This is a genomic window from Stenotrophomonas acidaminiphila, from assembly GCF_014109845.1.
In the GTDB taxonomy this organism is placed as follows: domain Bacteria; phylum Pseudomonadota; class Gammaproteobacteria; order Xanthomonadales; family Xanthomonadaceae; genus Stenotrophomonas; species Stenotrophomonas acidaminiphila.
In genome coordinates this window covers 922153-938955 of sequence record NZ_CP043567.1, presented here as the reverse complement: position 1 = coordinate 938955, position 16803 = coordinate 922153, and the positions used below count along the sequence as shown (strand labels likewise).

16 protein-coding genes are annotated in these 16803 nt (G+C 71.0%); 5 read left to right on the top strand and 11 right to left on the bottom strand.

What is annotated here, in order from left to right; all coding sequences use genetic code 11:
• Positions 1–11: 11 nt before the first annotated feature.
• The gene (locus tag F0P95_RS04295) at positions 12–449 is read left to right on the top strand and encodes a hypothetical protein (RefSeq protein WP_182335812.1); all 438 of its coding nucleotides are present in this window, start codon (positions 12–14) and stop codon (positions 447–449) included.
• Between the two features lie 19 nt (positions 450–468).
• Here the strand turns inward: F0P95_RS04295 and F0P95_RS04290 are convergent, their stop codons facing one another.
• Both F0P95_RS04290 and F0P95_RS04285 read right to left on the bottom strand, forming a co-directional pair.
• Positions 469–1020 carry a hypothetical protein gene (locus F0P95_RS04290; RefSeq protein ID WP_182335811.1) on the bottom strand — a complete coding sequence of 184 codons (552 nt, stop codon included), beginning with the start codon at positions 1018–1020 and terminating at the stop codon, positions 469–471.
• A gap of 60 nt (positions 1021–1080) precedes the next feature.
• Positions 1081–1995, bottom strand: a complete 915-nt coding sequence (locus F0P95_RS04285; RefSeq protein ID WP_182335810.1) for a hypothetical protein — start codon at positions 1993–1995, stop codon at positions 1081–1083.
• Between the two features lie 211 nt (positions 1996–2206).
• Between F0P95_RS04285 and F0P95_RS04280 the strand changes: the two genes are divergently transcribed.
• Positions 2207–2461, top strand: coding sequence for a hypothetical protein (locus F0P95_RS04280; RefSeq protein ID WP_182335809.1), 255 nt, complete (start codon positions 2207–2209; stop codon positions 2459–2461).
• Here F0P95_RS04280 and F0P95_RS04275 read toward each other — a convergent pair.
• Positions 2448–3728: an acetyl-CoA C-acetyltransferase gene (locus tag F0P95_RS04275; protein ID WP_054662227.1), complete on the bottom strand. Its 1281-nt coding sequence runs from the start codon at positions 3726–3728 to the stop codon at positions 2448–2450. The genes F0P95_RS04280 and F0P95_RS04275 overlap by 14 nt on opposite strands.
• 106 nt (positions 3729–3834) lie before the next feature.
• On the opposite strand from F0P95_RS04275, the gene F0P95_RS04270 reads away from it, so the two are divergent.
• Entirely contained in the window at positions 3835–4722 is an 888-nt protein-coding gene (locus tag F0P95_RS04270) for a hypothetical protein (RefSeq protein ID WP_054662224.1), read from the top strand.
• 74 nt (positions 4723–4796) lie between these two features.
• Here the strand turns inward: F0P95_RS04270 and F0P95_RS04265 are convergent, their stop codons facing one another.
• The 8 genes from F0P95_RS04265 to glnA all read right to left on the bottom strand — a co-directional run bounded on the left by F0P95_RS04265 (position 4797) and on the right by glnA (position 14855).
• Positions 4797–5417, bottom strand: a complete 621-nt coding sequence (locus F0P95_RS04265) for a superoxide dismutase family protein (RefSeq protein WP_182335808.1) — start codon at positions 5415–5417, stop codon at positions 4797–4799.
• A 44-nt stretch (positions 5418–5461) separates the two neighbouring features.
• Positions 5462–6031 (bottom strand): superoxide dismutase family protein, encoded by a 570-nt coding sequence (locus F0P95_RS04260; protein ID WP_182335807.1) that lies wholly within the window; start codon positions 6029–6031, stop codon positions 5462–5464.
• Positions 6032–6171: 140 nt separating this feature from the next.
• Positions 6172–8634 (bottom strand): protein kinase domain-containing protein, encoded by a 2463-nt coding sequence (locus tag F0P95_RS04255; protein WP_182335806.1) that lies wholly within the window; start codon positions 8632–8634, stop codon positions 6172–6174.
• Positions 8635–8821: 187 nt separating this feature from the next.
• On the bottom strand, positions 8822–10255 hold the full coding sequence (gene ntrC, locus F0P95_RS04250) for a nitrogen regulation protein NR(I) (protein ID WP_182335805.1): 1434 nt from the start codon (positions 10253–10255) through the stop codon (positions 8822–8824).
• The gene (locus tag F0P95_RS04245; RefSeq protein WP_182335804.1) at positions 10248–11309 is read right to left on the bottom strand and encodes a two-component system sensor histidine kinase NtrB; all 1062 of its coding nucleotides are present in this window, start codon (positions 11307–11309) and stop codon (positions 10248–10250) included. Before F0P95_RS04245 ends, ntrC begins: the two co-directional genes overlap by 8 nt.
• A gap of 79 nt (positions 11310–11388) precedes the next feature.
• Positions 11389–12732, bottom strand: a complete 1344-nt coding sequence (locus F0P95_RS04240; RefSeq protein WP_182335803.1) for an ammonium transporter — start codon at positions 12730–12732, stop codon at positions 11389–11391.
• A gap of 86 nt (positions 12733–12818) precedes the next feature.
• Positions 12819–13157 (bottom strand): P-II family nitrogen regulator, encoded by a 339-nt coding sequence (locus F0P95_RS04235; RefSeq protein ID WP_056932548.1) that lies wholly within the window; start codon positions 13155–13157, stop codon positions 12819–12821.
• Between the two features lie 288 nt (positions 13158–13445).
• Positions 13446–14855: a type I glutamate--ammonia ligase gene (glnA, locus tag F0P95_RS04230; protein ID WP_056932547.1), complete on the bottom strand. Its 1410-nt coding sequence runs from the start codon at positions 14853–14855 to the stop codon at positions 13446–13448.
• A 211-nt stretch (positions 14856–15066) separates the two neighbouring features.
• Between glnA and F0P95_RS04225 the strand changes: the two genes are divergently transcribed.
• Together F0P95_RS04225 and F0P95_RS04220 are read left to right on the top strand one after the other, a co-directional pair.
• Positions 15067–15861 (top strand): undecaprenyl-diphosphate phosphatase, encoded by a 795-nt coding sequence (locus F0P95_RS04225; protein ID WP_182335802.1) that lies wholly within the window; start codon positions 15067–15069, stop codon positions 15859–15861.
• A gap of 127 nt (positions 15862–15988) precedes the next feature.
• On the top strand, positions 15989–16801 hold the full coding sequence (locus tag F0P95_RS04220; RefSeq protein WP_182335801.1) for an META and DUF4377 domain-containing protein: 813 nt from the start codon (positions 15989–15991) through the stop codon (positions 16799–16801).
• Positions 16802–16803: the final 2 nt, after the last annotated feature.

The following is a 16803-nucleotide window of genomic DNA, read 5'->3' as shown; positions in this document are numbered from 1 at the left end:
CACGCGTTCCGATGAACATACCTGCCGATATCCACGCCCGCGTCGTGGAACTGACCGACCGCATCATCGACGCCGGCCAGTCCGGCGCGGCCGACGCCGCCGAGGCCGGCTACGACGAACTGCGCCGCTACTGCGAATCGCTGGCCGCCGCCGGCCGCGACCATCCGTTCCTGTGGGAAACCCTGGCCGATTTCACCGGCGATGACCGCCTGGCCATCGCCCTGTACCTGCGCGCCCTGCCGCTGGCCACCGCCGCCGGGGCCGCCGGCTACGCCGCCTCGATCTGCCTGGCGCTGGCCGAACGCCATTCCAACCTGGACGAACTCGACGCCGCCCGCGACTACGCGCTCCGGGCCGACGCCTTCGCCCGCACCACCGACGACCTGCCGCTGCGGCGGGAGATCAGCCAGTTCCTGCTCGACCACTCGGCGGCGGCGGACACGCCCTGAGCGGACGCGACGGGCACGTTCAGTCGCGCCGGTACGGGTAGCGCGGCAGCCGTTCCAGCAGCCGCGGCGAGACACCGCCATAGACCGCCAGCTCCCGGGTGATCCGCCGCGGCTTGAGGATGCGCATCCCGATCAGGCCCCAGAACAGCATCACCAAGAACGCCAGGCTGCCCAGCAGCATCGTGGTGCCGGTCTCCAGCATGAAGCCGCCCATCAACGGCAGCGGCGACAGCCAGGCCATCAGGATGAAACGGCGGCGCTGGCCCTGGTGTGCGGCACACAGCCCGACCTGGTGCTGGCCCTGCCTGCGCACGATCAACGCGACGATCAGGTAGATGATCATCTGCAGCAGGATCAGCAGGTACAGCCAGGGCGAATGCCAGTAGAAGCTGCGCTTGCGGTAGTCCACTGCCGGTTCGCCGCACTTGACGCAGTAGCGTGGCAGGTCGGCCTGCGGCCGCGCCAGCAGGTCGGATCCGTCACGCCAGCAGTCTTCCGTGCCGCCGCTGCGCTCCAGCGCTGGCGGCAGCACCGCGCTTTGCGGTGCCGCGTACGGATTGAACGTGTTCATCCCAGGCATCGCCCTTCACCCCATGATTGACCAGGGCGCAGGCGCGCCCTGCCCGAACGCTCAGCGATCCCCTTCGCCGGCCACCGCATCGGCGTTGGCCTCGCGGGCCGCTTCGGCGGCCGCGTCGGCGGCCATTGACGCCGCATCCGCAGTGGTTCCGGCCACCATTTCCACCGGCGATGCGGAAGCATCGGCCGCCGATGCCGCGTCGGCCGCGGAACCGGGAGCCGGGCCGGCCGCGGCAGCCGCCGGCGCATTGGCATCCACCGCCATCGTCGACCGGCTGTCGCCCGCGTCGATCAGCTCCAGCTGCTGGGCGATCTCGGCGGCGTACTGCCTGGCCACCCGCTCGCGATCCGGCCCGGTCACCAGGGCCGCCACCTGCGGCAGCAGCGCGTTGAAGCGCGCCCGCGCCGGTTCGAACCGCGACAGCCGCCGCTCCCATTCGCCAAGCAGCATCTGGCAGTACAGCCACTGGCCATCGCGTGCGGTCTCGCCATCGGGGCATTGCCGGGCGAACGCGGCCGACGCGGCGGCCACGTAGCGCGGGTACTGTGCCCGCGAGGCCTGCCAGCTCGCCCGCTGCAGCGCGCCGGCCTGCTCCACGGCCGGCGCGTCGATCACCCGCAGCAGCTGCGCCAGCCGCCAGTAGCTGGTTTCCGTGGTGCGCAGGCGCTGGTAGTCATCGCTCTGCACGTAGGCACCCAGCGCCTCCAGTTCGGCCTTGCCGAACGTCTCGCGGAACAACAGGAAACCGTTGCCCGGACATTCCACCAGCGGCCACGGCGACTGGATGGCGCCATGGGCGCGCCCATCCAGGAAATGGCCGAACACCGTGCCCGAGCCCATGGTGCTGGCGCTGAAGCGTTCGCCACCGACCGGGCAGACATACTCCACCGTCATGAACGTCATTGCCGCGGCTGGCGCCGCCAGCGTCGCCAACAGCACGCCCAGCCCCATCGTGATGCGCTTCATGTCCCGTCCCTGGTCTCCGCCGAAGCGCCGACGATAGCAGTCAGGCCGGAATCCGTGCAGGGCCCCGTATCCGTGCGTCTGGACCAGCACCAGTGCCCGCCACCGGCCGCGCAGCGGAATACCTCGGTGCGGTTGCAGCGGTGCGCGCTCCCGCCGCTGCCCCGGGGCACGAATTGAAGGCCGGCACCGCCGCCGGACCCAGCAGCTGCACATGGGGATTGAGCAATTCGAAGCGCGCCGCCGACACCTGCCCCCGGATCGCCCCGCAGTCATGGCGCAACGCCACCCGCCCGTCGAGACGGCGGGCATGGAACGGATCGAAATAGACCACGTCCTCGGCGCACAACGCCAGGCAACCGGATGGATCGCCGGCGCACCAGCGGCGCAGCGCGGCAGTTTCCAGCGCGATCAAATGCCCGCGGCCACGTCCATGCGGACGTTCGCCGGGAAAATCAGCGCTCGATGATCGCCACCACGCCCATGCCGCCGGCGGTGCAGATCGACACCAGCGCGCGGCCGCCACCGCGTTCGGCAAGCTCTTTGGACACGGTGGCGACGATGCGCGCGCCGGTGGCGGCGAACGGGTGGCCGGTGGCCAGCGACGAGCCCAGCGGGTTGATCTTCTCCGGGTCGATGCGGCCCAGCGGGGCGTCCAGGCCCAGGCGGTTGCGGCAGTAGTCCTCGCTCTCCCACGCGCGCAGCGTGCACAGCACCTGCGCGGCGAACGCTTCGTGGATCTCGTAGATGTCGAAGTCCTGCAGGGTCAGGCCGTTGCGGCGGAGCATCTCCGGCACGGCGATGGTCGGTGCCATCAGCAGGCCCTCGCCATGCACGAAATCCACCGCCGCCACCTGCGCGTCGCGCAGGTACGCCAGCGGTTCGTGGCCGTGGGCGCGCGCCCATTCCTCGCTGGCCAGCAGCACCGCGGCGGCGCCGTCGGTCAGCGGGGTGGAGTTGGCTGCGGTCAGGGTGCCGCGGCCGGAGGTCTTGTCGAACGCCGGCTTGAGCGTGGCCAGCTTCTCCAGCGAGGTGTCCGGACGCAGGATGTTGTCGCGCTCGACGCCGCGGAACGGCGCGATCAGGTCGCCGAAGAAGCCGCGCTCGTAGGCGGCGGCGAGCTTGCGGTGCGAGGACACCGCCCATTCGTCCTGCGAATCGCGCGAGATGTTCCACTCCTTGGCCATGTCCTCGCAGTGGTCGCCCATGCTCTTGCCGGTGCGCGGCTCGGCCACGCCGGGGAACTCGGGCTTGAGCTCGGACAGGCGGAACCCGGACAGCAGCGCCTTGACCTTGTCACCGGTGGTCCTGGCGCGGTTGGCGGCCAGCAGGCGGCCGCGCAGCTTCTTGCCGTAGACGATCGGCACGTCGGAGGTGGTGTCCGAACCGCCGCCGATGCCCGAGTCGATCTGGCCCAGGGCGATCTTGTTGGCCACGGTGATGATGCTGTCCAGCGAGGTGCCGCAGGCGCGCTGCAGGGTGATGCCCGGGGTCAGCGGCGACAGCCCGGAGGACAGCGCGGCCTCGCGGCCGAGGTTCCAGTCGCTGGGATGCTTGATCACCGCGCCCATGGCCACTTCGCCCAGCTGCTGGCCGTGCAGGCCGAAGCGCTCGACCAGCGCGCCGAGGGTGCGCACCGACATGCCCAGATTGCCGACGTCCGCGTAGGCGGTGTTCTGGCGGCAGAACGGAATGCGGACACCACCGAGGATGGCGACGGGACGGGCGCTGGACATGCGGTTACCTGGGCTGATGGGGGAAGGCGACGCGGACCTGCCTGCGGCAGCAGGCATAATGGACATTGAGTGTAGCTTCGAGCCTGTGACGGGCCAACCGCGAACCATGAGCAATCCCAACCCCGACATGAACGCACTGGGCGTGATGGCGCTGGAACTGGCCGGCGGCCAGCAGCCGCGGCTCGCCGCGCTGCCCTCCAGCCAGGCCGGCGAACTGGCCGCGCTGGTCGGCCGCGACCTGCAGAAGCTGGTGCCGCAGGCCAGCGGGCTGGACCTGGTGCTGGCCGCGGCGCATTTCGATCCGGCCGAGGTGCTGCGCCCCGGCTGGCCGGTGCACCGCCGCCTGGAAGAACTGCAGATGCGCGCCCCCGGGCGCAACCAGGGCCCGCGCCTGCTCGCCTTCGGCGCCGACGCGGCGGGCGACGTGCCGCTGCCGCTGCAGGCCGACCCGGCGCTGACCGGTGGCGGCCTGCGGGTGCTGCCGTTCGTGCTGACCGGCAGCGACGCCACGCTGCTGGCCGAGACCCGCGATGCACTGGAAGACGTGCTGCTGGCCAACGGCATGGCCCAGGCCGATACCGCCCTGCTGGCGCAGGACGCCTTTGGTGCGCAGGTCGAGCACGCGCGCTATTTCACCGTCAACGACCTGGCCGCGATGATGGCCATGCAGTACGACAACCAGGGCCTGGCCGGGTTGTGGCCGCTGCTGGAGACGGCGATGTTCTCGCCGCAGCGCGAGCAGTGGCTGGACGCGGCACCCGAGCCGCTGCTGCGCTATACGGGCAGCGAAGTGCGCATGGCCCTGTTCGACCCGGCCGGGTGGTGCGCGCACTACGCCCACGACCGCAACGACTGCGACCGCCTGCAGCGCGTGTACGAGCAGTACCTGATGCGCCAGCGGCAGATGGCCGCGGTGCTCGAGGCGCATGGGCTGGACGTGCTGTACGTGCACGTGGAGGCCGGCCAGGACGCGCGCGAGGTGATGGCACACTGATCGCCGGCAACCGCCGGTCTGCAATGCGGAACGCCGGCTGATGCCGGCGTTCCGCGTTCGTGCCGCCGATGGCGTTACTGGGCCTTGGCGATCACCGCGCAGGCCAGGCGCGCGCCGGCGTTGCCGGTGGGCTGGCTGTGGTAATCGTCCGGGTCGGCATGGACGATCAGGCCGCGGCCGATGATGTCGAAGCCATCGCCCTTGCCGGCATTGACGTTGCTCGACACCGGGCCGTCGACGCGGGCATTGCCCTGCGCGTCGGCGACGATGTTGGGCATGTCGCCGCCATGGTGCGCGGCCGCGTCGATGCTGCCGTGCTCGGCGTTGCCCGGGTTGAAGTGGCCACCGGCGCTGCTGCCGTCCGGCGCGCTGCAGTCGCCCTTCTCGTGGATGTGGAAACCGTGCTCGCTGCCCGGCTTGAGCCCGCTGATGTCGCCGCTGGCATGCAGCCTGCCGTCCACCAGGGTGAAGCGGATGCTGCCCTTGACGGTGCTGTCCTTGGTCGGCTGCAGTTCGGCGGTGGCCACGGCGGTGTCCATCGCCGGCGGCGCGGCCGGGTCGGTGGCCGGAGCCGGGGTGCCGGCCGCAGCCTCGGGCGCGGTACCGGCCGGCGTGGCGGCCGGTTCGGCGTCCTGCTTGCAGGCGCTCAGCACCAGGGCGCTGGCGAGGAACAGGCTGGTGTGGATCAAACGCATCGTCGTACTCCCTTCGTTGAACTGGATCGGCCGGACCAACGCATTCAGCGGGTGACGCGGACCACGCCGCAGGCGACCCGGGCACCGGCGTTGCCCGCCGGCTGGCTGTGGTAGTCGTCGGCGTCGGCATGGACCACCAGGGCGCGGCCGGCGATATCGTTGGCCGCGCCGCCGCCAAGGGTAACGCCCCGTAGGCGTACGTCCACGTGTACGACGCCTTCGGCGTTGGCCTGCAGGTTGTCCATGTCGCCGGCATGGTGCGCACCACCGCCGGCGCGGCCGTGCGGCTGGGCCGCGGGATTGAAATGGCCGCCGGCGCTGCTGGCATCGACCGCGCTGCAGTCGCCCTTCTCGTGCACGTGGAACGCGGCCTGGCGGCCGCGCGGCAGGCCGCCGATCACCCCGGTGATGTGCACGCCGCCGGCTTCAGGCACCAGCGCCACGCGGCCACTGACCAGGCTGGCCGATGCCGGCGCCAGGTTCGCTTCGGCCATCAGTGCGGTACCCATCGCCGGCGGTGCCGGCGGCGTTTCCGCGCGGGCCGGCGGGCGCGTGCCGCAGGCGGCCAGCAGGGTGGTGCCGGCGAGGGCGGCCAGCGGGAGGAAAAGGCGCATGTGTCACTCCTTGCAGTGTGCGGCCGGTGCGGCGCCGCTGCGCGGGCGCAGGATCGGGTGCCGGCAGGGCCGCGGTGGTGGACCGCTGCAACGATGCCTGTTCCCTCCGCCCGGGTCGAGCGCCGGCATGGGGGCCGTGCTCACCGCGCCCCGGCTTGTGCCTGCGCGGCCGCCTCGACCTTGGCCAGGGTATCGCGCACGTCGCGAAGCACCGCCGGGTTCTGGTCGCCGTAGACCGTGCGCATGACCCGCAGCGATTCGTTGGCATGGCGCAGGGCTTCGCCCGCCCGTCCCTGCGCCAGCACCGCCTCGGCCAGCCCGCGCAGGATCTCGGCGGTGACGTGGTGGTCGCGCCCCAGGGTGCGGTCGGCGATCTCCAGGAGCGCACGCTGTTCCTGTTCCGATGCCCCGGCCTGGCCATCGGCCAGCAGCCAGTTGGCATGGTTGTGGCGGGTGATCACCGCGGAAAAGGAATCGGCGCCGTAGCGGGTGGCATTCCACTCCATCGTCGCCCGATAGTAAGGACCGGCCTCCTTCACCTTGCCCTGCTCGCGCAACGCACTGCCGAGCATGCCGAAGGTGTTGACAGTGAACCCGTTGTCGGCGCCGTACAGGCGCTCATAGGTGGCGGCCAGTTGCCGCAGTTCCGGCTCGGCGCCGGCGAAGTCGCGCTTCTGCAGGCGCGCGATCGCCAGGTCGCGGCGTGCCGACAGGGTCACGGGGTGTTCGCGGCCATGCAGGACGGTCTGCTGCCGGATCACCTCGGCCAGCAGTTCCATCGCGCGGGCCTGGTCGCCGCTGGTGCCCAGGATCTCGGCATAGCGCTTGGCGGCGTCAAGGCGTGCCGGGTCATCGGCCGGCAGCTGCCGGGAGAGCCCGTCGAACGCCTCGCGCGCGAGCCGGGTGGCCTCCTCCACCCGGCCCTGCACGAACAGCACCCAGGCACGGCGCGACTGCATGTCCAGGGCCAGCCATCGGTGCGCGGCGCTGGCGCGCTGCGCGCGGACGATGCCTTCGGCGAACGTCGCATCGGCCTGCTTGAGCCGGTCCGACGACAGATAGGCACGGCCGAGCACCTGCATCGCGCGCAGGTCCTGGAGCTCGAGCCTGCCCGGGTGTGCCGCGGCCAGCGCCCGGATCGACTGCAGGTGGGCGATGGCGCGGTCGTACTCTTCCAGGTTGGTCTGGTTGACCGCGACGATCAGTTCCACGTCGGCGCGGATGTCCGGATAGGCCGCCAGCTCCCGCGCCGCCCGCTGCGAGGCGTCGTCGAGCACGCGCAGCATCAGGGTCTTGTCCATGTCCTGCGACACCGCCGGATCGACGCTGTCCAGCACCGAGGCCAGGAACTCGGAGGTCACCCTGGCCCGCGCCGCTTCCTGGCGTGCCTCGCGCAACGACCAGGTGGCCGCGGCCAGGCCCGCGACCAGCGCCACGGCCACCGCCGATGCGGCCGCCACCGCCAGCCGGTTGCGGCGCACGAAGGTGCGCACGCCCAGCCATCGCGCCTGGCCCGCCGCATGCGGGGGGTAATGCGCGAGCCAGCGCCGCAGGTCGTCCAGCAGCGACGACACCGAAGCGTAACGCGCGGCGCGCTCGGGCTGCAGCGCCTTGAGCGCGATCGCGTCGATGCCATCGCGCAGGGCGCGCCGCAGCCGGGCGGGCGTGCTGCCGCGCAGCGCGGCCAGTTCCCGTTGCCGCGGCTGCGGCAGCGCCTGCAGATGCCGCGAAGGCGGGACCACGGGATCGTCCGGCGCCGCGCCGCAGGCCAGCTCGTACAGCAGCGCGCCCAGCGAATACACGTCGCTGCGGGCGTCGGTCTCGTTGCCCGGACGGGCCTGCTCCGGGCTCATGTAGCCGGGGGTGCCGCCGCCGGGCGCCTGTTCGGCAGCGGCCGCATCCATGGCGATGCCGAAGTCGATGATCTTGGGCAGGGGTTGGCCATCGACCGCGGCGACCAGGATGTTGCCCGGCTTCAGGTCGCGATGGATGACGCCCTTCTGGTGCGCGTGCTGCACGCCCTCGCCGGCCTTGACCAGCAGCTCGACGCGCTGGCGCAGGCCCAGCAGGTTCCGGTCGCACCAGACGGAGATCGGCTGCCCGTGGATGTACTCCATCACCAGCCATGCGCGGCCGTCGCCATCGATGCCGGCGTCGTGGATCTGGGCGATGGCCGGGTGCTGCATCTGCGCCAGCAGGCGGCACTCGTACTCGAAATGCGGGTGGCGGCGCTGGTCCAGCGCGGTGGCGCGCACCAGCTTGAGCGCGACCTGGCGCTCATAGGCGCCATCGGCGCGCCGCGCCAGGTAGACGCGGCCCATGCCGCCGGAGCCGATCATCCGTTCCACCGCCCACGGCCCGAACCGGGTTCCCGGCACCACCGCCGCTTCGCTGGCCTGGGCCGCGACCTTGACCGCCTCGCGCAGCGGGCCATGCAGGCGGGTGGGATCGGTGTCGGCGGCAAGCAGCGCCAGCAGTTCGCGCTGCAGTTCCGGATCGTCGCCAGTCTGCGAATGGATGAAGCCGATCCGTTCGCTCTCGGGCAGTTCGGTAGCGCGATGGAACAGTTCGCTCAGGCGTTGCCAGGCATCGGCGTTCAACATGGGCGCGGGCGTCGACGATGGCGGTGGAGCCGCGCAGGCGGCGATGTCACCGACGGCGGCGCGGCCAGGCGCTGCGCCTGGATGGCCGTGTCCGCAAGTGGCGCCCGCATCTCCATGGGGGGCCGATCATACACGGCCGGCAGCGGCCCGATCCGCGCCGTTCCGGCAGGCGCCATGCCCCCATCGCTCAGCGCTTGCGCCCCGGTCCCAGCTTGCGCGTCACCGTGTTGCGGCCCACCCCGAGCCGCGCCGCGGCATCGCCGCGATGGCCGTCGGTGGCCGCCAGCGCGGCCTCCAGCAGCACCGCGTCCATGCGCTCGCGCACCTCGGCGTGCAGGCCGCTGGCACCTTCGGCCAGGCGTTGCCGCGCCCACTGCGCCAGGGCCTGGTCCCACTGCGCCGGCGCCGGCGCCGCCGTGCCCGCGCGCGCACGACCGCCACGGGCCAGCGCCGCCTGCACGTCGGCGGCGGAAATGGTATCGGCCACCGCCAGCGCGGCCAGCCGCCAGCACACGTTTTCCAGCTCGCGCACGTTGCCGGGCCAGTCGTGCTGGCGCAGTGCCTGGATGGCGGCGCCGGACAGGCGCTTGGGCGGCATGTCGAGCCGGCGCGCGGCGTTGCCCAGGAACGTGGCGGCCAGGGTGGCCACGTCGTCCAGGCGTTCGCGCAGCGGCGGCAGCCACAGCCGCACCATGTCCAGCCGGTGCAGCAGGTCGGCGCGGAAACGGCCCTGCTCGACCAGCGCCTCCAGGTCCTGGTGGGTGGCGGCGACCACGCGCACGTCGACATGGATCAGTTCGCGCCCGCCGACGCGGAAGAACTCGCCTTCGGCCAGCACCCGCAGCAGCCGCGTCTGCAGCGGCAGCGGCATGTCGCCGATCTCGTCCAGGAACAGGGTGCCGCCATGGGCCTGCTCGAAGCGGCCGATGTGGCGCTTGGCCGCGCCGGTGAAGGCGCCGGCCTCATGGCCGAACAGTTCGCTCTCCAGTAGTTCGGCGGGAATGGCGGCGGTATTGAGCGCGACGAACGGGCCGCGCGCGCGCGGCGATTCGCGGTGCAGGGCGTTGGCCACCAGCTCCTTGCCGGTGCCGGTCTCGCCGTTGATCAGCACCGACAGCGGCGCCTGCGCCAGCCGCCCGATGGCGCGGAACAGCGCGCGCATGGCCGCGGTGTCGCCGATCAGCTGCGGCGCTTCGTCGCCCGGCGCGGGTGCCACCGCCACCGCCGCACGCGGCTCGGGCTCGGGCAGCGCGCGGCGCGCCAGTTCCACCGCGTCGTCCAGGTCGAACGGCTTGGACAGGAACTCGTGCGCGCCGCCGCGGAACGCACCGGCGGTGCTGGCCACGTCGGTGTAGGCCGACATCACGATCACCGGCAGCTGCGGATGCGCGGCCTTGAGCTTTTCCAGCAGCACCAGCCCGTCGTCGCCGGGCATGCGCACGTCGGTGAACAGCAGGTCGGGCACCGGTTGCCGCGCCAATGCGGCGAGCGCCGCCGCGGCGCTGTCGAAACCCTCCACCGCATAGCCGGCGTCGCGCAGCGCGGTGGTCAGGACGAAGCGCACCGCGCGGTCGTCGTCGACCACCCAGATCGTTGCCGCCGGGGGGGACACGTCAGGCATCGGTGGGCTCCTTTTCCTCGCCGGCCACCGGCAACGGCAGCAACAGGGTGAACACGGTATGCCCGGGGCGCGAACGGAAGCTCAGGGTGCCGCGGTGCTCGCGCGCCACCTGCTGGGCCAATGCCAGGCCGAGCCCGGTGCCTTCGGCGCGGCCGCTGACCAGCGGCAGGAACAGGTGTTCGGCCAGGTCCTCGGGCACGCCGCGCCCGTCGTCGGCTACTTCCAGCCGCAGCGCCAGCGGCGAGGCGTGTTCGGAGGTGCGCACGCCATGTTCGACCCGGGTGCGCAGCACGATGCGCGTGGCGCCGGCCTGGATCGCATTGCGCACCAGGTTGAGCAGGGCCTGGGTCAGGCGGTCGGCGTCGCCGGCGAACTCGGGGATGCTGGGGTCGTAATCGCGCTGCAGCTGCAGGGTCCAGCCGGCCTCGTTCTCGGCCAGGCGCAGCACCCGTTCGAGCGCGGCATGGATGTTGAGCGGCGCGTGCGGCCGCTGTGGCGCCGGCGACAGCAGCTGCTCGAGCAGGGTGTTGAGGCGTTCGATCTCGGCACCGATCAGCTCGATCAGCTCGCCTTCTGCCGCATCGCGGTTGCCCGCGCGGCGCGCCAGCAGCTGTGCCGCGCCCTTCAGCCCGGCCAGCGGATTGCGCAGCTCATGGGCCAGGCCCTTGAGCGCCGCGCTGAAGGCGCCGGGCAGCACCTGCGCCGGATCGGGCGCGGCGAACTCGTCCACCGGGTGCGCCTCCAGCAGCCAGCCGCCGACGTCCAGCGCGGTCAGCCAGCCCTCGGCGAACCGGGAGCGATCGCCAGGCAGGGCCAGCGCCAGCCGCGGCAGGCGCACGGCGTCGGCACCGTCCCAGCCCTGCGCCAGACGCGCGGCGAGGTCGTCGCCCTGGCTCTCCAGCGACGCCAGCGGCTGCGCCAGCAGGCGCCGCACGCTTACCCCCAGCCAGCGGCAGAACGCCGGGTTGGCGCCGGCGATGCGGCCATCCGCCGCGGTCCATACCAGCGGCGTGGCCATCAGGTCGGCGGTGGGCGGGGGGGCAGTGGCGTGCATTGCACCAATGTAGTGCAAAGCCGCCGGTTGTGCCGCCCCCGTCGGGGCCGGCGGCCAGCGCCCGTCCGGCCCGTCGCGCTCAGGCCTCGTAGGCCGATTCGCCATGGGTACTGATGTCCAGGCCGGTACGTTCGGCTTCCTCGCTCACGCGCAGCCCGACCAGCGCGCGCACCACCAGCAGGACCAGCGCGGTGACCGCCGCGCTCCACATCACGGTGAAGCCGACGCTGACCGCCTGCACCCACAGCTGGTGGGCGATATCCAGGTCCACCTTGGTGCCGCCCAGCGACTGCGCGCTGAACACGCCGGTCAGCAGGGCGCCGACGATGCCGCCGACGCCATGCACGCCGAATACGTCGGCGGTGTCGTCCGCCCGCAGCAGGCGCTTCAGCCCGGTGACGCCCCACACGCAGAGCATGCCGGTGACCAGGCCGATCACGATGGCGCCCAGCGGCCCCACCGTGCCGCAGGCCGGGGTCACGCCGACCAGGCCGGCGACCGCGCCCGACGCCGCGCCCAGCGCCGAGGGGTGGCCCTTGGTCACCGCTTCCACCAGCGTCCAGCCCAGTACCGCGGCGGCCGTGGCCAGCAGGGTGTTGATGAAGGCCAGCGACGCCACGCTGTCGGCCGCTGCCGCCGAACCGGCATTGAAGCCGAACCAGCCCACCCACAGCAGCATCGCGCCGAGCCAGGTCAGCGGCAGGTTGTGCGGCTTCAACGCCACGTGGCCGTAGCCCAGGCGCTTGCCGACGAACCAGGCCGCCACCAGCCCGGCGACGCCGGCATTGATGTGCACCACGGTGCCGCCGGCGAAATCGATGGCCCCCATCGCCCCGAGCCAGCCGCCTCCCCAGACGCTGTGCGCCATCGGCAGGTAGCCCAGGGTGAACCACAGCGCCGAGAACAGCAGCACCGCGCGGAAGCGGATGCGCTCGGCGAAGGCGCCGACGATCAGCGCGGTGGTGATGCCGGCGAAGGTGGACTGGAACGCCACGAACAGGTAGTCCGGCAGGCCGGCGACGGGCGTGTTGCCCACCGAGGCCGGGGTGAAGCCCTGCAGGAAGGCGAACCGGGTGAACGAGCCGAACAGCGCGTTGCCCTCGCTGAACACCACGCTGTAGCCGTAGCCCACCCACAACAGCAGCACCAGCGAGAACACCACCAGCACCTGGCTGAGCACCGACAGTACGTTCTTGGCGCGCACCAGCCCGCCGTAGAACAACGCCAGCCCCGGCACCACCATCATCAGCACCAGCAGTGTGGAGGTGAGCATCCAGGCCACGTCGCCGCGGTCGAACGCCGGCGCCGCGTCCTGCGCCGATGCGGCCAGGGGAAGCAGCGCCAACGCCAGCCCGGCAAGGGCGGATGACAGGCACGGGCCACCGAACCGGGCCCGCGGCCCGGCGAGAATTTCCATTCGCATTGTCGACTCCGGTTGTGGGGGAAGCGGCCGGCGCCCTGTCCCGTGCCGGCGGCTGGCCGCCACGGCTGCGGGCGTCAGCGGGTCTTCTAGAGCGCGTCGGCGCCTGTTTCGCCGGTGCGGATGCGCACCACCTGCTCGAGCGGGGTGACGAAGATCTTGCCGTCGCCGATCTTGCCGGTGCCGGCCGCCGCCTGCAGGGTTTCGATCACCGCCTCGACGTTGTCGTCGGTGACGGCGGTTTCGATGCGGATCTTGGGGAGGAAGTCGACCACGTACTCGGCGCCGCGATACAGCTCGGTGTGGCCCTTCTGCCGGCCGAAGCCCTTGACCTCGGTAACGGTGATGCCGGACACGCCGGCCGCGCCCAGGGCCTCGCGGACCTCGTCGAGCTTGAACGGGCGGATGATGGCGGAGATCAGTTTCATGCGCAGGTCCCGATGTGGAGGAGACCGGCCGCGGAGGACCGGCATCGTGTCATCCAGCAGCCGTGGAACGGCTGCCGGCGGTGCGCCGGATGCGCCGCGGGCCGGTGATGCGGGGGAGGAAGGCCTGGCCCGCGCGGTGCGTTTCCGGGTTCTCTTGCCACTGCCTGGGTGGTGCCGGGTTTGCCGCCGGGGGCGGCGATGGCGAAAGCGGGAGGGAGGGACTTTGCCATCGCCGCCGTTGCCGGCGGCAAGAGGGTGCGGCGGCCGCGCGCAGGCGGCCGCCCGGCATCAGCTGGCGTAGTACAGCTGGTACTCCAGCGGATGGGTGGCCGCACGGAACGCGGTCACTTCCTTCATCTTCAGCGCGATGTAGGCATCGATGAAGTCATCGCTCATCACGCCGCCGGCCTTGAGGAACTCGCGGTCCTTGTCCAGCGCTTCCAGCGCCTGGTCCAGCGAGGAGCAGACCTGCGGGATCAGCTTCTCTTCTTCCGGCGGCAGGTCGTACAGGTCCTTGTCGCTCGGCGCGCCCGGGTCGATCTGGTTACGGATGCCGTCCAGGCCGGCCATCATCAGCGCGGTGAAGGTCAGGTAGCCGGACTGGATCGGGTCGGGGAAGCGCATCTCGATGCGCCGCGCCTTCGGGTTGGACACCCACGGGATGCGGCACGACGCCGAGCGGTTGCGCGCCGAGTAGGCCAGCATCACCGGCGCTTCGAAACCGGGCACCAGGCGCTTGTAGCTGTTGGTGCCGGAGTTGCTGAAGGCATTGATCGCGCGGGCGTGCTTGAAGATGCCGCCGATGTACCACAGCGCCATCTGCGACAGGCCGCCGTAGCCGTCGCCGGAGAACAGGTTCTTGCCCTCCTTCGCCAGCGACTGGTGCACGTGCATGCCGCTGCCGTTGTCGCCGACCAGCGGCTTGGGCATGAAGGTCACGGTCTTGCCGTTGCGGTGCGCCACGTTCTTGATGACGTGCTTCATGCGCTGCAGTTCGTCGGCCTTGGTCACCAGCGTGTTGAACTTGGCGCCGATCTCGCACTGGCCGGCGTTGGCCACCTCGTGGTGGTGCACCTCGACTTCTATGCCGACCTGGGTCAGCACCTTGCACATCTCGGCGCGGATGTCGTGCAGCGAATCGGTCGGCGGCACCGGGAAGTAGCCGCCCTTCACGGTGGGACGGTAGCCGCTGTTGGCGCCGTCATAGTGCTTGCCGGTGTTCCAGGCGCCTTCCTCGGAGTTGATCTTGAAGAAGGTGTGGCCCATGTCGTTGGCGAACTGGACCGAGTCGAAGATGAAGAACTCCGGTTCCGGGCCGAAGAACGCCAGGTCGGCGATGCCCGAGGACTTCAGGTAGGCCTCGGCGCGCTTGGCGATGCCGCGCGGGCAACGGCCATATCCCTGCATGGTGGCCGGGTCGAGCACGTCGCAGGTCAGCACCAGGGTCGGGTCGGCGTAGAACGGGTCGACGTAGGCGCTGGCCGGGTCCGGCATCAGCACCATGTCCGATTCGGCGATGCCCTTCCAGCCGGCGATCGAGCTGCCATCGAACATCTTGCCTTCCTCGAACAGCGACGGCTCGATGATCGAGACCGGGAAGGTCACGTGCTGCTCGATGCCGCGCATGTCGACGAAACGCAGATCGACGAACTCGATCTGGTTGTCCTTGATGAGCTTCTCGATATTTTCCAGGGACATCGGGCAAAACCTCGGTGGAAGTGGCGTGCGCTGTCTACAGCAACTCGCGTGCCAACTTCTGGAGGCAGGCAACTCCTTGTTTTCAAAGCACTGCACCGGCCTGCGCCCGGTATCGATGCACCAATCAGGTGCATGACCCGTAGTCACGCACCATACAAGTGCATGCACGGCGATGCTCTATGCTTTGCCGGTCATTCGCCCGTCCATGCTCATGTCCGACCCGATTTCCGCTTTGCTGCTTGGCATCCTCGAAGGCCTCACCGAATTCCTCCCCGTTTCCAGCACCGGCCATCTGCTGATCGCCGAACGCTGGCTGGGCGCCCGCTCGGACTTCTTCAACATCGTCATCCAGGCCGGCGCCATCCTCTCCGTCGCCCTGGTGTTCCGGCAGCGGCTGTGGTCGCTGGCCACCGGCCTGCACGAACCGGGCAACCGCGATTACGTGCTGAAGCTGGCCACCGCGTTCCTGGTGACCGCGGCAGTCGGCCTGCCGGTGCGCCTGGCCGGCTGGCAGCTGCCGGAGACCGTCACCCCGGTGGCCTGGGCGCTGGTCTTCGGCGGCGTGTGGATGCTGCTGGCCGAAGGCTTCGCCGCACGCCTGCCCGACCGCGACACCGTGACCTGGAAAGTCGCCGTCGGCGTGGGCCTGGCGCAGGTGGTGGCCGGCGTGTTCCCCGGCACCTCGCGTTCGGCCGCGGCGATCTTCCTGGCCATGCTGCTGGGCCTGAGCCGGCGCTCGGCCGCCGCCGAGTTCGTGTTCCTGGTCGGCATCCCGACCATGTTCGCCGCCAGCGGCTACGCATTTTTCGAGCTGGCCCGCCATGGCCAGCTCGCGCACGAGGCGTGGAGCGACGTCGGCATCGCCTTCGCCGCCGCCGTGGTGACCGGCTTCGTGGTGGTGAAGTGGCTGCTGGGCTATATCAAGCACCATCGCTTCACGGGCTTCGCGGTATACAGGCTGGCCCTGGGCGCCGCATTGCTGTTGTTCCTGCCTGCTGGACACTGAATGCGGAAAGCCGCCGGCAACCCCAGCGGCAGGCGCCATGCGTTTGCATCGCTGGCGCGATGGCGACATGCCGCTGCATGCGCTTGTTTCCATCCGTCCTTTCCACCCGCTTGCCAAGGAGTACCCCATGAAGCGCATCCTGCTGCTGGCCCTGCCCATCGCCCTGATGACGGCCTGCAACAACACCCCCGCCCCGGCCCCGGCCGATGCAGCACCGGCGGCCAGCACCACGCCGGCCGCCGCCGCACCGGTCGACGGCGCGCAGCTTGGCGCCAACCACTGGGTGCTCGACAACGCCACCGACAGCGCCGGCAAGCGCATCGATGCATTGTTCGCGCGCGCCGACAAGCCGGTCACCCTGGACTTTGCCGACGGCCGCCTGGCGGTGGACAACACCTGCAACCGCATGGGCGGCGGCTACACCCTGGCTGGTGACCAGCTCAGCGTCTCGCGCATGGCATCGACGATGATGGCCTGCGCCGACCCGGCGCTGATGGCGCTGGACCAGGCCGTGGGCCAGCGCCTGGAAGGCACGCTGAAGATCAGCCAGCTCGACGCGTCGACGCTCGTCCTGGGCAACGCCGCCGGCGATGTGCTGCGCTTCCGCGGCGAACCCACCGCCGAGACCCGCTACGGCGGCCCCGGCGAGACCGTGTTCCTCGAAGTGGACGCGCAGACCAGGCCGTGCCCGCACCCGCTGATCCCCGACAAGCAGTGCCTGCAGGTGCGCGAGGTGCAGTACGACGACAAGGGCCTGGAGCAGGGCAAGCGCGGCGCGTTCGCCAACTTCTACGACGGCATCGAGGGCTACAGCCACCAGGACGGCGTGCGCAACGTGCTGCGGGTCAAGCGCTATGCGGTGAAGAACCCGCCGGCCGACGCGTCTTCGCAGGCGTACGTGCTGGACATGGTGGTCAGCTCGGAAACGGCGAAGAAGTAACC

Bases quoted from the DNA above. Each gene is read 5' to 3' on its own strand.
- F0P95_RS04270 (WP_054662224.1), top strand. From the start codon at position 3,835: ATGAGCAATCCCAACCCCGACATGAACGCACTGGGCGTGATGGCGCTG.
- F0P95_RS04225 (WP_182335802.1), top strand. From the start codon at position 15,067: ATGTCCGACCCGATTTCCGCTTTGCTGCTTGGCATCCTCGAAGGCCTC.
- F0P95_RS04255 (WP_182335806.1), bottom strand. From the start codon at position 8,634: ATGTTGAACGCCGATGCCTGGCAACGCCTGAGCGAACTGTTCCATCGC.
- F0P95_RS04285 (WP_182335810.1), bottom strand. From the start codon at position 1,995: ATGAAGCGCATCACGATGGGGCTGGGCGTGCTGTTGGCGACGCTGGCG.
- F0P95_RS04290 (WP_182335811.1), bottom strand. From the start codon at position 1,020: ATGAACACGTTCAATCCGTACGCGGCACCGCAAAGCGCGGTGCTGCCG.
- F0P95_RS04280 (WP_182335809.1), top strand. From the start codon at position 2,207: ATGGGGATTGAGCAATTCGAAGCGCGCCGCCGACACCTGCCCCCGGAT.
- F0P95_RS04295 (WP_182335812.1), top strand. From the start codon at position 12: ATGAACATACCTGCCGATATCCACGCCCGCGTCGTGGAACTGACCGAC.
- F0P95_RS04260 (WP_182335807.1), bottom strand. From the start codon at position 6,031: ATGCGCCTTTTCCTCCCGCTGGCCGCCCTCGCCGGCACCACCCTGCTG.
- F0P95_RS04240 (WP_182335803.1), bottom strand. From the start codon at position 12,732: ATGCGAATGGAAATTCTCGCCGGGCCGCGGGCCCGGTTCGGTGGCCCG.
- F0P95_RS04265 (WP_182335808.1), bottom strand. From the start codon at position 5,417: ATGCGTTTGATCCACACCAGCCTGTTCCTCGCCAGCGCCCTGGTGCTG.
- F0P95_RS04275 (WP_054662227.1), bottom strand. From the start codon at position 3,728: ATGTCCAGCGCCCGTCCCGTCGCCATCCTCGGTGGTGTCCGCATTCCG.
- F0P95_RS04245 (WP_182335804.1), bottom strand. From the start codon at position 11,309: ATGCACGCCACTGCCCCCCCGCCCACCGCCGACCTGATGGCCACGCCG.
- F0P95_RS04235 (WP_056932548.1), bottom strand. From the start codon at position 13,157: ATGAAACTGATCTCCGCCATCATCCGCCCGTTCAAGCTCGACGAGGTC.
- glnA (WP_056932547.1), bottom strand. From the start codon at position 14,855: ATGTCCCTGGAAAATATCGAGAAGCTCATCAAGGACAACCAGATCGAG.
- ntrC (WP_182335805.1), bottom strand. From the start codon at position 10,255: ATGCCTGACGTGTCCCCCCCGGCGGCAACGATCTGGGTGGTCGACGAC.
- F0P95_RS04220 (WP_182335801.1), top strand. From the start codon at position 15,989: ATGAAGCGCATCCTGCTGCTGGCCCTGCCCATCGCCCTGATGACGGCC.